Origin of the sequence: Rhodococcus ruber (assembly GCF_016804345.1) — a bacterium.
Lineage (GTDB): Bacteria > Actinomycetota > Actinomycetes > Mycobacteriales > Mycobacteriaceae > Rhodococcus > Rhodococcus ruber.
Window position 1 is genome coordinate 3,993,931 of record NZ_CP044211.1, and the last position, 14,525, is coordinate 4,008,455.

Sequence of the window (14,525 nt, forward strand, 5' to 3'; positions counted from 1 at the left end):
AGTCCGTTCGGTGCTCGGTCGTGCTCACTGCCGGCGGCCGTACACCTCCTGGTCCCACAGCCACGACACGATCCGCTCCACACCTGCGGTCAGATGCCTGCGATAGGTGCTGAACGGCAGTCCGAGCGCCGCTGCGGCCGATTCCTGGGTTGCGGCCGGTCGCAGGTACGTCCGATCCACGGCCCGCAGCAGTTTGTCGTCGCGGGGGTGGTCGGCCAGGGTGGCGACCGCGTCGCGGAGCACCTCCTCGAGCAGCGCGACGTCGGGTTCCCCGGAGCCGGTCCGGTCGTGGAGCACTCGAGTTCGCAGCAGCGGATTGCGGGCGAGGAGATCGTGCCGCCGCAGGTCGTGCAGGCCCTGCTTGACCGACTGCGCGAACTCGGGTTGGGAGAGGACGAGCAGCACGGGTGCGCCGGGCGCGGACGGGGACGGACCGCGGGCCAGCGCCCGGTCCGTCACCCGCTCGAGCCAGGCGTCGACCGGGACGCGCCGGAAATCGTGGGCGAACAGACCGAACCGGCGGCCACCGACGACGAAATCGCCGCCGGCGACGCGCGGCAGATCGGCCACGGCGAAGTAGTCGTCCCACCGGTCCGGCTCGGCCAGGGCGAGCACGTCGTAGGCAAGGCCCCGGGTGGTGAGGCATCGCTGGATCGTGAGAATCGGGACTGCGTTGAGCGTCGGCGAGGGGTCCTGGTGCTCCTCCCGGTCCACGACGAACCGGGTCTGGGTGACGACCTCGCCCTCGCGCACCGGCGTACATCGCTGTGCGGCCCGCCATCCCGCCGCGGCACCCGGGTCGCGGACCCGATCCGCCTCGGCGGCACGGGTGAGATCCAGCAGCCCGATCACGCCGCGGACGGTCCCGTCCAGGTACCGGAGCACGAAGAAGCCGTCGGGTTGCCGTGCGAGCCACCACTGTGCGTGCCGGGCCGACTCCTCTCCCTCCGCGGTCCCGATCAGCTCGACGACCGCCGCGCGGTCGGCAGCGGTGGCGGGCTCGGGATAGTGCCGGCCCCAGCTCTCCCACTGCACGGGCGACAGCACGCCGGCGAGGTTGCGGAACACGAACTTGAGATCGAAGATCGCCTGCTGTTGCCGCCGGCCGGTCGTCGAGTCGAGCGCCCGATGGATGTGCCGCCACACGAGGCGGAAGACGTCGGCATAGCTGTCGGCGTCCCGCCACCACAGGTCGGCGTCGATGACGTCGCGGGCCAGGTCGTGAGGATGGAGCCCGTCGGCGCCGGTCTCGACGAAGGACAGGCTCCGAAGCCACCGGAACGCGTCGTGCGCACAGTCGTCGTCCGCGCCGAGCGCGTCCCGCAGGAGCGATTCCGTGGTCACGCGGGCGAGTGCGCACACCTCCAGTGCCCGCCGGTGGACCGTGCCGGGTTCCTCGTCGACGAACCGGCGCAGCAGAGTTCCCACCAGGTCGGGGGTCAGCGGATCGGCGTCGGCGCTGCCGCCGCGGAGCACCGCGTCGGCGAGCAGCGACAGCGCCAGGGGGTGGCCGTGGGTCACGCGGCAGAGACGCTCGTGCAGGTCGTCCCGGACCCCGGCGGCGCGCAGGTATTCGACGCTCTCCCGGGGAGCGAGGTTGCGCAGCGACACCACCCGCAGCAGCTCGCCCCAGGCGAGATCCGAGCGCCACTGCGGCGACGGTGGATCCCGCCCCGCGATCACGGTCACCGCGTCGTCCGGGAACCGCGGCAGCAGATTCCGGCGGATCCAGCCGTCGATCGGTGCGAGTGCCTCGTACGTGTCGATCACCGTCACGAGGCGTTGCCCGGACGCGGTGGCGATTCGGTCCGCGCCCACGTCGAGGTGCTTCTCCAACGCGGCGAGGACGGCGGCCGGATGGGGGACGAGGTCCCGCCCGTCGAGACGCACGAGAGCCGACCCGGCCCCCGCGGCGAGATCGGCGACCTCGTCGAGCAGGCTGGTCTTGCCGATCCCTCCGGGTCCGTACAGGTACAGCACCGAGAACGGGGACCGGGGTGCGTCGAGGGCGGCACGTACCAGCTCGAGTTCGGCCGCACGCCCGACGAACCGGCGGCGTCGGCGCGCGGCGAGCACGTCGCCGAGAGTTGCCGAGGGCGGGACGCGGTCCCTCATACCTCGACCCTACGAGGTGAGGTCCGCCGACGGTACTGTCCGCCGCGGGTACTGTCAGCCGATCAGGACGGCGTAGCCGGGCTTGATCACGTCGTCGATGATCTCGAGCCGCTGATCGAACGACAGGAACGCGGACTTCATCGCGTTGATCGTGAACCGCTCGAGGTCGGACCAGCCGTACCCGAACGTCTCGACCAGCCGCATCATCTCCTTGCTCATCGTCGTGTCGCTCATCAGCCGGTTGTCGGTGTTGACGGTGACGCGGAACCGCAGGCGTGCCAGCAGGTCGAACGGATGCTGTTCCAGGGTGTCGACGGCGCCGGTCTGCACGTTCGAACTCGGGCACAGTTCGAGCGGAATCCGCTTGTCGCGCACGTAGTTCGCCAGCAGACCGAGAGTGGCGGTGCCGTCCTCGGCGACGGTGATGTCGTCGACGATGCGCACACCGTGACCGAGGCGGTCGGTGCCGCAGAACGCGATGGCCTCGTGGATGGACGGCAGTCCGAATGCTTCCCCCGCGTGGATCGTGAAGTGCGCGCTGGCGGCGCGCATGTACTCGAAGGCATCGAGATGCCGGCTCGGTGGGTAGCCGGCCTCGGCACCGGCGATGTCGAACCCGACGACGCCGCGGTCGCGGAACCGCACCGCGAGTTCGGCGATCTCACGGGACCGGGCGGCGTGCCGCATCGCGGTGAGCAGCAGCCGCACCCGGATGGGCTGGGCACCGGAGGCCTCCACCGCGGACTCCCCCGATCGGAAGCCCTCGAGCACGTGCTCGACCACGGAGTCCAGGTCGAGTCCCCGCTCGAGATGCTGTTCGGGGGCGAAGCGGACCTCGGCGTAGACGACGCCGTCGGCGGCGAGGTCGAGCACGCATTCGCGGGCGACCCGCTCGAGGCCGTCCGGGGTCTGCATGACGGCCACCGTGTGCGCGAACGTTTCGAGGTAACGCTCGAGCGAGCCGCTGTCGGCCGAGTCCCGGAACCAGCGCGCCAGTTCGGGTTCCGTGCCGGCCGGCAGCCGGTAGCCGCAGGCCTCGGCCAGTTCGAGCACGGTTCCCGGCCGCAGACCGCCGTCCAGGTGGTCGTGCAGAAGTACTTTCGGCGCGGTCCGCAGCGCGGCTTCGGTCAGTGTCGTCGCCGGCTCCGTCATGCCCCGACGGTAGTCGGCTAGGCGGTGATCCGCTCGACGACGAGCGGTCGTGTCGCCGGCGCGGAATCGGCGATGTGCACGCCCTCGCCGAGGGTCGCCATCGCGGCGGGGAACTTCACCGGGGTGTCGGTGTGCAGGGTGGCGATCGTGTCCCCGGCGCGGACCCGGTCCCCCGGCTTCGCGTGCAGCTCGATCCCCGCCGCAGCCTGCACGGGTTCGCCCTGCCGTTCCCGGCCGGCGCCGAGTCGCCATGCGGCCACGCCCACCGCCATCGCGTCGAGTTCGGCCAGCACGCCGTCGCCGGGTGCGCGCAGTTCCTCGGTGTACCGGGCCGCGGGCAGCGGCGCGTCGGGGTCACCGCCCTGCGCGGCGATCATCGCGCGCCACCGGTCCATGGCGGTGCCGTCGCGCAGCCGGTCTGCGGGGTCGACGTCGTCGCGACCGACGGCGGCGAGCATCTCGCGGGCGAGGGCGAGGGTCAGCTCGACCACGTCCGACGGGCCGCCGCCGGCGAGCACCTCGACGGCCTCGCGCACCTCGAGGGCATTGCCGGCGGTGCGCCCGAGCGGGACGTCCATCCGGGTGAGGAGCGCGGTGGTGTGCAGCCCCTCGTCCTCGCCCAGCTCGACCATGGTGCGGGCGAGCTCGCGGGCGTCGCCCAGGTTCTTCATGAACGCCCCGGAGCCGACCTTGACGTCGAGGACGAGGGCGCCGGTGCCTTCGGCGATCTTCTTGCTCATGATCGAGCTGGCGATCAGGGGGATGGACTCGACCGTGCCTGTGACGTCGCGCAGGGCGTAGAGGCGGCGGTCGGCCGGGGCGAGATCGGCGCCGGCCGCGCAGACGACTGCACCCACCGCCGGGTCAGCGAGGATCTCGGCGATCTCGGCGGTGCTCAGTTCCGCCCGCCAGCCGGGAATCGCCTCGAGCTTGTCGAGGGTGCCGCCGGTGTGGCCGAGTCCGCGGCCGGAGAGCTGGGGTACTGCGACGCCGCAGGCAGCGACGAGCGGAGCCAGCGGAAGGGTGATCTTGTCGCCTACGCCGCCGGTGGAGTGCTTGTCGACGGTGGGCAGGCCCAGTCCGGTGAAGTCGAGACGCCGGCCCGAGTCGATCATGGCGGTGGTCCAGCGGGCGGTCTCGGCGCGCGTCATGCCCCGGAAGTAGACCGCCATCGCGAGGGCCGCCATCTGCTCGTCGGCGACGACACCACGGGTGAACGCCTCGATGATCCAGTCGATCTCGGCGCCGCCGAGTTCCTTGCCGTCCCGTTTGCGGGTGATGATCGACAGGGCGTCAGGCACGATCGGTCCCTCCCGCCTCGCGCACCGCGTCCAGGTCACCGGGCCCGAACGCGTCCGGCAGCAGTTCGGAGAGGGGCCGCGGACCGCGACGCGTGTCGACCTCGAGTTCGGGACCGCCGTGTTCGGCGAGGATCTGCCGGCAGCGCCCGCACGGGCTCAGGACGGCCCCACGCGCGTCGCAGACGGCGACGGCGCGCAACCGCCCGCCACCACCGGAGATCAAGTTACCGACCAGTACACATTCGGCACACAGGCCCACTCCGTGTGAGACATTTTCCACATTGCATCCGACGACGATCCGTCCGTCGTCCACGAGCGCCGCAGCCCCCACCGGGAAACGGGAGTAGGGTGCGTACGCGCGGCCCATCACCTCATGTGCTTTGGCGCGCAAGGTTTTCCAGTCTACGTCCGGCATGGTTGCCCATCCTGTCACGGTGGCCGATTCCACGGTCCACCGCCCCGCCCGGGCCAGATCACAGTTGGAAAGGCATACCTAACTTGTTATTTGGCGGCCGTACGAACCGCCACGCGAATTAGTTCCCGACTTTCGGATAGGACTAAAGTCGGTCGAAGTCGGTTCAGGTTCACGTCGAGCCCGTGCTGCGGAATCCCCCAGAGGCTGGAGAGGCTCGACGCGTCCACCATTGACGTTGGAGGCACAGCACTCGATGAGCAGCACGACTGAAGCCGCTCCCGCACCGGGGCGCACACGGTCGCTTTACCGGGGAGACCCGGGCATGTGGTCCTGGGTTCTGCACCGGATCACAGGCGTGGCGACATTCTTCTTCCTTTTCGTCCACGTCCTGGACACGGCACTCGTCCGGGTGAATCCCGAGACCTACGACAGTGTCATCGAGACCTACAAGAATCCCGTCGTCGGTCTCATGGAGCTCGGGTTGGTGGCGATGGTGCTCTACCACGCCCTCAACGGCCTGCGCGTGATGCTCGTGGACTTCTGGTCCAAGGGCCCGCAGTACCAGCGGGTGATGCTCTGGACGGTCCTGGCGATCTGGTTCGTGGTGATGATCCCGGCCGCCGGTCGCATCTTCTACAACATGTTTGCGGGGCACTGAGATGACTGAAGCCAAGACTCTCGGCACGGCGTACGACCGCCCGGCCAGCCTCGACAATCCGCGCTCCCCGCGCCGCGCCGCGAAGAACAACTTCGAGCTCTACGCCTGGTTGTTCATGCGCCTGTCCGGTCTCGCCCTGATCATCCTGGTGCTCGGCCACCTGTTCATCATGCTGATGCTGGACGAGGGCGTGCACCGCATCAACTTCGCATTCGTCGCCGGACGCTGGTCCAGCCCGTTCTGGCAGTTCTGGGACCTGTCGATGCTCTGGCTCGCGCAGCTCCACGGCGGCAACGGCCTGCGCACCGTCATCGCGGACTACTCCCGCAAGGACTCGACCCGATTCTGGCTCAACACGATCCTGGTCGTGTCGATGATCCTGATCATGGGCCTGGGCACCTATGTGATCTTCACCTTCGACCCCAACATCGTTGCGAGCTAGGGGAGCTACGACTTCATGCAGGAACATCGTTATGACGTGGTCATCGTCGGTGCCGGCGGCGCCGGCATGCGTGCGGCCATCGAGGCCGGTCCCCGCGCCCGCACCGCAGTTCTGACCAAGCTCTACCCGACCCGCAGCCACACCGGCGCCGCGCAGGGCGGCATGTGCGCCGCCCTCGCGAACGTCGAGGAGGACAACTGGGAGTGGCACACCTTCGACACCGTCAAGGGTGGCGACTACCTCGTCGACCAGGACGCTGCGGAGATCATGGCCAAGGAGGCCATCGACGCGGTGCTCGACCTCGAGAAGATGGGTCTGCCGTTCAACCGCACCCCCGAGGGCAAGATCGACCAGCGCCGGTTCGGTGGCCACACCCGTGACCACGGCAAGGCCCCGGTACGGCGCGCCTGCTACGCGGCCGACCGCACCGGTCACATGATCCTGCAGACGCTCTACCAGAACTGCGTCAAGCACGACGTGGAGTTCTTCAACGAGTTCTACGCCCTCGACATCTCGCTGACGCAGACCCCCGAGGGTCCCGTCGCCACCGGCGTCATCGCCTACGAGCTCGCCACCGGCGAGATCCACATCTTCCACGCGAAGTCGATCGTGTTCGCCACCGGCGGCTCGGGCCGGATGTACAAGACGACGTCCAACGCGCACACCCTCACCGGTGACGGCATGGGCATCATCTTCCGCAAGGGCCTGCCGCTCGAGGACATGGAGTTCCACCAGTTCCACCCGACGGGACTCGCGGGCCTGGGCATCCTGATCTCCGAGGCCGTGCGCGGCGAGGGCGGCATCCTCCGCAACGCCGACGGCGAGCGCTTCATGGAGCGCTACGCCCCCACCATCAAGGACCTCGCGCCCCGCGACATCGTCGCCCGCTCGATGGTGCTCGAGGTGCTCGAGGGCCGCGGCGCCGGCCCGAACAAGGACTACGTCTACATCGACGTGACGCACCTCGGTGAGGACGTCCTCGAGGAGAAGCTCCCGGACATCACCGAGTTCGCCCGCACCTACCTCGGCGTCGACCCCGTCACCGAGCTCGTGCCGGTGTACCCGACCTGCCACTACGTGATGGGCGGCATCCCCACCAAGATCAACGGTGAGGTGCTGCGCAACAACGAGGACGAGGTCCCGGGCCTGTACGCCGCGGGCGAGTGCGCCTGCGTCTCCGTCCACGGCGCCAACCGTCTCGGCACCAACTCGCTGCTCGACATCAACGTGTTCGGCCGTCGCGCCGGCATCGCCGCGGCCGAGTACGCCAACACCCACGACCACGTGGACCTGCCGGAGGACCCGGCCCGCAACGTCGTGGAGTGGCTCGAGCGGATCCTGGGCGCGGGCGGCAAGGAGCGCGTGGCGGACATCCGCAGCGAGCTGCAGCAGTCCATGGACAACAACGCCTCGGTGTTCCGCACCGAGGAGACGCTCACCAAGGCGCTCGAGGACATCCACGCGCTGAAGGAGCGGTACAAGAACATCACCGTCCAGGACAAGGGCAAGCGCTACAACAGCGACCTGCTCGAGGCCGTCGAGCTGGGCTTCCTGCTCGAGATGGCCGAGGTCACCGTCGCCGGTGCGCTCAACCGGAAGGAATCGCGCGGCGGTCACGCCCGCGAGGACTTCCCGAAGCGCGACGACGAGAAGTTCCTCAAGCACACCATGGCCTACAAGGAGGGGACGGAGCTGATCTCCCCCATCCGCCTGGACTACAAGCCGGTGGTGCAGACCCGCTACGAGCCGATGGAGCGGAAGTACTGATGACAACCCTCGAGAAGAACGAAGCCGACGTCTCGAACCTGCCACCCGTGCCCGAGGGCGCCACGATGGTCACCCTCAAGATCGCGCGGTTCAACCCCGAGGACGGCAAGGGTCAGCACTGGGACAGCTTCCAGGTTCCGGCGCTGCCGTCGGACCGCATGCTCAACCTGCTGCTCTACGTGAAGGGCTACCTCGACGGCACCCTCACGTTCCGCCGCAGCTGCGCGCACGGGGTGTGCGGCTCGGACGCCATGCGGATCAACGGCGTCAACCGCCTGGCCTGCAAGATCCTGATGAAGGACATGCTGCCCAAGGACGGCAAGCCGGTGACCATCACCGTCGAGCCGATCCGCGGCCTGCCGGTCGAGAAGGACCTCGTCGTCGACATGGAGCCCTTCTTCGACGCGTTCCGCGCCGTGAAGCCGTTCCTCATCGCCACGGGCAACGAGCCCACCCGCGAGCGGATCCAGTCGCAGGCCGACCGTGCCCGGTTCGACGACACCACCAAGTGCATCCTGTGCGCGTGCTGCACCACCTCGTGCCCGGTGTACTGGAACGACGGCAGCTACTTCGGTCCCGCCGCCATCGTCAACGCGCACCGGTTCATCTTCGACAGCCGTGACGAGGGCGCCGCCGAGCGTCTCGACATCCTCAACGACGTCGAGGGCGTGTGGCGCTGCCGCACCACCTTCAACTGCACCGACGCGTGCCCGCGCGGCATCCAGGTGACGAAGGCGATCCAGGAGGTCAAGCGCGCGCTGCTGTTCGCTCGCTGATCCCCGTACCCGACGAAGGCTCCGCACTCGATCCGAGTGCGGAGCCTTCGTCGTCGTGTCAGCCCGGGACGACCACCCCGCGGCCGCGGATGCTGCCCTCGCGTAGCCGCCGGTAGGCCGTGGGTCCCTCGTCGAGGGTGAACGTCTCGGTGTGGATGTCGAGCCGGCCGGCACGGGCCAGGTCCACGACGTCCATCAGCTCGGACCGCGTGCCCCAGTACGGCGTCACGACGGACGCGCCGAACGGGATCATGAAGAAGCCGACCTTGGCGTGGGCGCCGGCATGGATGCCGACCACCGAGATGTGCCCGTCGATCGCGACCACCTGCTGCGCCGTGTCGATCGTCGACTGGGCGCCGACGAAGTCGAACACCGCCGTCGCGCCCTCACCGCCGGTCAGCTCCCGGATCGCGTCCGCCGCCCCGGCGCCCGACTTCACCGCTGCGTCGGCGCCGACCTCGCGGGCGAGCGCGAGTCGGTCGTCGTCGAGATCGACGGCGATCACGCGGGCCGCGCTGACGGCGCGCAGGATCTGGATGCCGACGTGCCCGAGTCCGCCGACCCCGATGACGACCGCGGTCGAGCCGGGTCCCAGCAGGGGCAGGACCCGCGAGATCGCGTGGTACGGCGTCAGGCCCGCGTCGGTGAGCGGAACCGCCGCGACGGGGTCGAGGTCCCCGATCGGGACGAGGTGGCGCGCCGAGTCGACGATCATGTACTCGGCCATCGACCCGGGCGAGCCGAGACCGGGCGGGGTGATGCCCAGCTCGGCGGCGCGGGTGCAGTAGTTCTCCCGGCCGCGCGCGCACGCGTGGCACGCACCGCACCCCCACGGTCCGTACACGGCGACGGCGTCCCCCGTCTCGAATCCGGTGACGCCGGCGCCGAGTTCGGCGACGGTGCCGACGCCCTCGTGGCCGAGGGTGAGGGGAAGACCGTAGATGTACTGCTCTGCCGGCATGTCCATCACGAAGATGTCCGAGTGGCACAAGCCGGCCGCGGTGACCTTCAGCAGGATCTCACCCGGCCCGGGCGCCGGGGTGGGGACGTCGACGACGACCGGCTCGGAGCCGATCTCGGTGTACTGGAGGGCTTTCATGCGCCCGACTCTACGGCCGGGAAGGTGCGCCCGCCCGGCACTGGAGCGAATCTTCCGCTGCACGACGCCGGCCGTTCCGGCTCCGGACGTCAGGCGGTTCGGACGAGCATCTTGCCGACGTTGCGCCCGCGCATGAGGTCGAGGAAGGCATCGACCGAGTTGCCGATGCCGTCGACGATCGTCTCGTCGAACACCACGTCGCCGGCCGCGAGCCACGGCCCCATCTTCGCCGCGAACTCGGGGAAGACGTGGGTGTAGTGGCCGAGGGTGAAGCCCTGCAGGGTCAGGCCGCGGGTGATGATGTTGGCCATGTTGTCCGGGCCCGCCGTGCGTTCGGTGTTGTTGTACAAGGCGATCGCGCCGCACAGGGCGGCCCGGCCGCCGTCGCGCAGGACGTCGAGGGCCGCCTCGAGATGGTCGCCCCCGACATTGTCGAAGTACACGTCGATCCCGTCGGGCGCGGCCCGGCGCAGCTGACGCCGCACGGGCGCCGACTTGTAGTCGAACGCGTCGTCGTAGCCGTAGCGCTCGGTGAGCATCGCGACCTTGCTCTCGGAGCCGGCGGAGCCGAGCACCCGGCTCGCTCCCTCGAGCCGGGCGATCTGTCCGGCGGCGGTGCCCACCGCTCCGGCGGCCCCGGAGACGAAGACGGTGTCCCCCGGCTGCATGCGGGCGATGTGCATCAGACCGACGTAGGCGGTCAGTCCCGTCAGCCCGAGGATGCCGAGGTAGGCGGAGTTCGGGACCCCCGGCAGCTCGTCGACCACGCGGAAGGCGGCGGCGTCGCCCTGCGCGACGTCGCGCCAGCCCAGATCGTGCAGTACGACCGAGTCGACGGGGTGGGCCGGCGACGTCGACTCCACGACGCGGCCGACGGCGCCGCCGGTCATGGTCTCCCCCAGGGCGAACGGCGGGATGTAGGACTTCACGTCGTTCATCCGTCCCCGCATGTAGGGGTCCACCGAGACGAACTCGTTGACGACGCGGACCTGGTTCGGGCCGAGGTCGGGCAGGTCGACCGTCACGGTGCGGAAGTCGTCGTGCGACGGCCAGCCGACGGGGCGCCGGACCAGCTGGATCTGGGTGCTAGAGGTCACCGGGTGTGAACCTTCCTCACGTATCGAGCCGCCGGGACAGTCCCGGCGACTCCGGAGTATTGAACTGACCTTTCCAATATATACTGGACCGGTCATTGCACAACGGGGATCGGAAGGACGCATGGGACGGCCACCGGGGTTCGACGCCACCGATGTCGTGGAAAGAGCGCGGGATTTGTTCTGGGACAAGGGTTTCGAAGCCACGTCCGTCCCCGAGCTCGAGCGGGCGACCGGCCTGAACAGGTCGAGTCTCTACAACGCCTTCAGCAGCAAGCGCGGGTTGTTCGACGCCGCCGTGCGGGACTACCTCGACCGCGTCGTGCGTCCCCGGCTGCGCGTCCTCACCGACGAACCCGTCGCCGCCGATGCGGCGGCACGCTACTTCCGGGCGCTGGCCCGCACCGTCGCGGCCCTGCCGGACGACTCGCCGCGCCGCGGCTGCCTGCTGCTCAACAGCGCCGCGGGCCTCGCCGCGCACGACGAGGCGCAACGTGCGGTCGTCGCCGCCTACCGCACCGAGCTGGCGACCGCGTTCGGGCACGCGCTGCGCGCCCTCGATCCCGCCGCCGACGACGAGACGCTGGCCCACCGGGTACGGGTGCTGGCGTCGCTGTCGCTGAGCACGCTGCTGCTCGCCCGCATCGACCGCGACGAGGCGGTCGCTACCGCCGAAACCGCGCTCGCACAGCTCGACGAATGGCGCGCGAGCGCTCGCTGAGCAGGACCCCGCCGACCGCACCGGCACCGACGAGCGCCAGACCGCCGCGCAGGCCGGGACCCTCGTGCACCTCCACCCGCGGCGTGATCCGAGCCAGCTCCGGGGGCGGCACGTGGGCCAGGACCAGATTCTCCTTGGACGACGCCGCCCACGCCGTGGCGAACAGCAGCATCCGGGCGGTCAGGTTCGCGAACACCAGCACGCCGAGGATCGGGCCGAACGCCACCCCGGCGGGACCGCTGGTGACCCGGGAGAGGTAGATCGAGCCGACCTGCTTGAACACCTCGAACGCCACGGCGGCGAGCAGGCCGGCCCGCATCGCGCTGCGGAAGGTGACGGGCTCCCGGGGCAGCCGGGCGATCACCCAGGTGAACAGCAACCACGTCGCGCACACGGCGAGGGCGATCGTCGTCACCGTCAGCGCCACCCCGATGCCGGGCACGTTCTCGAGCCGCAGCACCCCGACGAAGAGGTCCATGACGGGTCCGCGGCTCGCGGCCGACAGGGCCAGCGACGCCACGATGGCGAGTCCCAGGCCGAGGAGGGTCAGTGCGTCGTTGACCTTGGTGCGCACGAACCCGTCCTTGACATGCGGATGGTCCCACATCGCCGTGAGCGCGTCCCGCAGGTTGGTGATCCAGCCGATCCCCGCGTACGCGGCGGTGAGCAAGCCCACGGTTCCCACCGCGCTGCGGGACGCGATCGCGGAGTCCACCAGGCCCTGCACCGTCGCGCCGAGCTCGCCGGGGATGTTCTGGGCGATCGCGGTCTGCAGCTGCTCGAGGGTCTCGGGCCGGCCCGCGAGCACGAAACCGGCCACCGAGAACGACAGCATCAGGATGGGAATCAGGGACAGCACACTGAAGTACGTGATTCCCGCGGCGTAGTAGTCGCCCTTCTGCTCCTGGTACCGCAGGCCGGCCCGTACCAGGTGGTCGAGCGACGGATGCGCCGCTCGTTGCCGCTCGAGAAACCCCGGTTTCGACGGTTCGGTGGAATCGTCGGCCATCGGTGGGCAGCTCCTTCCGCGTTCCGCCGCCCCGGGCTGTGTGCGGGGCACGCCCCGGCTACTTGCGGGGCAGGAATCCCACCCTGTCATAGACCTGCCCGAGTGTCCGGGAAGCCACCTCGCGGGCCTGATCGGCACCGGTCGACAGGATGCGCAGCAGCTCCGCCTCGTCGGCGAGGTACTCGTCGACCTTCGCCTGCAGCGGCACGACGAACTCGGTGAGCACCTCCGCGGTGTCGGCCTTGAGATCGCCGTACCCCCTGCCCGCGTAGCCGGCGACGAGTTCGTCGACCGGCCGGCCGGACAGCGCGGCCTGGATGGTGAGCAGGTTGCTCACGCCGGGCTTGTTCTCGGGGTCGAAGCGGATCTCGCGCTCGTTGTCCGTCACCGCCGACTTGATCTTCTTGGCCGACACCTTCGGATCGTCGAGCAGGTTGATCAGGCCGGCCGGGGTGGCCGCGGACTTGCTCATCTTCGCCGTGGGGTTCTGCAGGTCGTAGATCTTGGCGGTGCCCTTGATGATCTGCGGCTCGGGAACGACGAACGTCTTGCCGAACCGGGTGTTGAACCGCTGCGCGAGGTCACGGGTCAGCTCGAGGTGCTGACGCTGATCCTCCCCCACCGGCACGCGCTGCGGCCGGTACAGCAGGATGTCGGACGCCATCAGCACGGGGTAGGTGAACAGACCGACGCTGGCGTGCTCGGTGCCCTCCTTGGCGGACTTGTCCTTGAACTGCGTCATCCGGCTCGCCTCACCGAAGCCGGTGATGCAGCTCAGCACCCACGCCAGCTCGGCGTGCTCGGGTACCTGGCTCTGGACGAACAGCACCGACCGGTCCGGATCGATGCCGACGGCGAGCAGCTGAGCGGCCGCGCGCAGAGTGCGCCGTCGCAGCCCCTTCGGATCCTGCGGCACGGTGATCGCGTGCAGATCGGGGATGAAGTAGTAGGCGTCGAATTCGTCCTGCAACGGAACCCACTGCTGCAGCGCGCCGAGGAAGTTCCCGAGATGGAACGAATCGGAGGTCGGCTGGATACCCGACAGCACCCGCGGCCGGGCGGTCGGCGTGGTGGTGTTCTGTTCTGCAGTGCTCGCCATGGTTGTCGATACTTTCACGTGCGTGGAGAGCCGCTCCCGGGAGGTCGGCTCCGATCGCGGGGTCCGCCCGGGTCAGCGGAACTGCACGGTGACCGGGGCGTGGTCCGACCAGCGCTCGGCATAGGTGGCGGCCCGCTCGACGCGGGCCTCCTTCGCCCGGGCGGCCAGCCCGGCCGTTGCGAGGTGGTAGTCGATCCGCCAGCCGGCGTCGGTGTCGAACGCCTTGCCGCGGTAGGACCACCACGAATACGGGCCGTCGACGTCCGGGTGCAGGGCGCGCACCACGTCGACCCAGCGGCCGTCGGCGAGGAGGGCATCGAGCCAGGCGCGCTCGCCGGGCAGGAACCCGGACTTCTTCACGTTGCCCTTCCAGTTCTTGATGTCACGCTCGGTGTGGGCGATGTTCCAGTCCCCGCACACCACCATGTGCCGGGCCGCGGCCTCGACCTCGGCGGCGCGGTGGTTCAGGTGCGCCGCGAACGACGCCATGAACCGCTCCTTCTCCTCCTGCTTCGGGGTGCCGGCCTCCCCGGTGGGCAGGTACAGACTGCCGACGGTCAGATCGCCGAAGTCCGCCTCGACGTACCGTCCGGAGGCGGCGAACTCGTCCTCGTCGAACCCGACGCGCGAGGAGTCGGCGGGGCGCCGGGACAGGATCGCCACCCCGGCACGGCCCTTGGCCTCCGATTCGGCCGACACGACGTACCACCCGGCATCGAGGGCCGGCGCGATCGCCGCGTGGAACTGCTGCTCGGTGGCGCGCACCTCCTGCAGGCACACGATGTCGGCGGGCTCGGTGGCCAGCCAGGCGAGCAGGCCCTTGCCGGCGGCGGCACGGACACCGTTGACGTTGACGGTGGAGACGACATGAGGCACG

Annotated in this window: 14 protein-coding genes; 5 read left to right on the plus strand and 9 right to left on the minus strand. The window is 69.7% G+C overall.

From position 1 onward, the window contains the following. Window positions 1–24: 24 nt before the first annotated feature. Genes F1734_RS18505 through F1734_RS18520 form a run of 4 tightly spaced genes read right to left on the minus strand, consistent with a single transcriptional unit; the run spans window position 25 to window position 4,983 of the window. Window positions 25–2,115, minus strand: coding sequence for an ATP-binding protein (locus F1734_RS18505; protein WP_203010869.1), 2,091 nt, complete (start codon window positions 2,113–2,115; stop codon window positions 25–27). A gap of 54 nt (window positions 2,116–2,169) precedes the next feature. Beyond that, entirely contained in the window at window positions 2,170–3,267 is a 1,098-nt protein-coding gene (locus F1734_RS18510) for an adenosine deaminase (protein WP_203010871.1), read from the minus strand. A gap of 17 nt (window positions 3,268–3,284) precedes the next feature. After that, the gene (locus F1734_RS18515) at window positions 3,285–4,568 is read right to left on the minus strand and encodes a thymidine phosphorylase (RefSeq protein WP_017679621.1); all 1,284 of its coding nucleotides are present in this window, start codon (window positions 4,566–4,568) and stop codon (window positions 3,285–3,287) included. Beyond that, window positions 4,561–4,983, minus strand: a complete 423-nt coding sequence (locus F1734_RS18520) for a cytidine deaminase (RefSeq protein ID WP_026137505.1) — start codon at window positions 4,981–4,983, stop codon at window positions 4,561–4,563. The genes F1734_RS18515 and F1734_RS18520 overlap by 8 nt, the downstream gene beginning before the upstream one ends. Before the next feature lie 253 nt (window positions 4,984–5,236). On the opposite strand from F1734_RS18520, the gene sdhC reads away from it, so the two are divergent. The 4 genes from sdhC to F1734_RS18540 are packed head-to-tail and all read left to right on the plus strand — an operon-like array spanning window position 5,237 to window position 8,626. Next, window positions 5,237–5,641: a succinate dehydrogenase, cytochrome b556 subunit gene (sdhC, locus tag F1734_RS18525; protein WP_072786530.1), complete on the plus strand. Its 405-nt coding sequence runs from the start codon at window positions 5,237–5,239 to the stop codon at window positions 5,639–5,641. A 1-nt stretch (window position 5,642) separates the two neighbouring features. Next, entirely contained in the window at window positions 5,643–6,083 is a 441-nt protein-coding gene (locus F1734_RS18530; protein ID WP_010594838.1) for a succinate dehydrogenase hydrophobic membrane anchor subunit, read from the plus strand. A gap of 15 nt (window positions 6,084–6,098) precedes the next feature. Next, a complete protein-coding gene (gene sdhA / locus F1734_RS18535; protein ID WP_003935735.1) occupies window positions 6,099–7,850 on the plus strand; it encodes a succinate dehydrogenase flavoprotein subunit in 1,752 nt (583 codons plus the stop codon). Beyond that, window positions 7,850–8,626 carry a succinate dehydrogenase iron-sulfur subunit gene (locus F1734_RS18540; RefSeq protein ID WP_003935736.1) on the plus strand — a complete coding sequence of 259 codons (777 nt, stop codon included), beginning with the start codon at window positions 7,850–7,852 and terminating at the stop codon, window positions 8,624–8,626. The genes sdhA and F1734_RS18540 overlap by 1 nt, the downstream gene beginning before the upstream one ends. A gap of 58 nt (window positions 8,627–8,684) precedes the next feature. On the opposite strand, the gene F1734_RS18545 is transcribed toward F1734_RS18540, so the two are convergent. Continuing rightward, window positions 8,685–9,725 carry an NAD(P)-dependent alcohol dehydrogenase gene (locus tag F1734_RS18545; protein WP_010594839.1) on the minus strand — a complete coding sequence of 347 codons (1,041 nt, stop codon included), beginning with the start codon at window positions 9,723–9,725 and terminating at the stop codon, window positions 8,685–8,687. A gap of 89 nt (window positions 9,726–9,814) precedes the next feature. Beyond that, complete coding sequence (locus F1734_RS18550; protein ID WP_203010875.1) at window positions 9,815–10,822, minus strand: NADP-dependent oxidoreductase; 1,008 nt, start codon at window positions 10,820–10,822, stop codon at window positions 9,815–9,817. Window positions 10,823–10,943: 121 nt separating this feature from the next. On the opposite strand from F1734_RS18550, the gene F1734_RS18555 reads away from it, so the two are divergent. Next, window positions 10,944–11,540, plus strand: a complete 597-nt coding sequence (locus F1734_RS18555; protein ID WP_048770699.1) for a TetR/AcrR family transcriptional regulator — start codon at window positions 10,944–10,946, stop codon at window positions 11,538–11,540. Here F1734_RS18555 and yhjD read toward each other — a convergent pair. The 3 genes from yhjD to F1734_RS18570 all read right to left on the minus strand — a co-directional run bounded on the left by yhjD (window position 11,485) and on the right by F1734_RS18570 (window position 14,524). Continuing rightward, the gene (gene yhjD, locus F1734_RS18560) at window positions 11,485–12,549 is read right to left on the minus strand and encodes an inner membrane protein YhjD (RefSeq protein ID WP_203010878.1); all 1,065 of its coding nucleotides are present in this window, start codon (window positions 12,547–12,549) and stop codon (window positions 11,485–11,487) included. The genes F1734_RS18555 and yhjD overlap by 56 nt on opposite strands. A 58-nt stretch (window positions 12,550–12,607) precedes the next feature. Beyond that, complete coding sequence (gene trpS / locus F1734_RS18565; RefSeq protein WP_040272418.1) at window positions 12,608–13,648, minus strand: tryptophan--tRNA ligase; 1,041 nt, start codon at window positions 13,646–13,648, stop codon at window positions 12,608–12,610. A gap of 72 nt (window positions 13,649–13,720) precedes the next feature. Beyond that, complete coding sequence (locus F1734_RS18570; protein ID WP_238423977.1) at window positions 13,721–14,524, minus strand: exodeoxyribonuclease III; 804 nt, start codon at window positions 14,522–14,524, stop codon at window positions 13,721–13,723. Window position 14,525 lies beyond the last annotated feature (1 nt).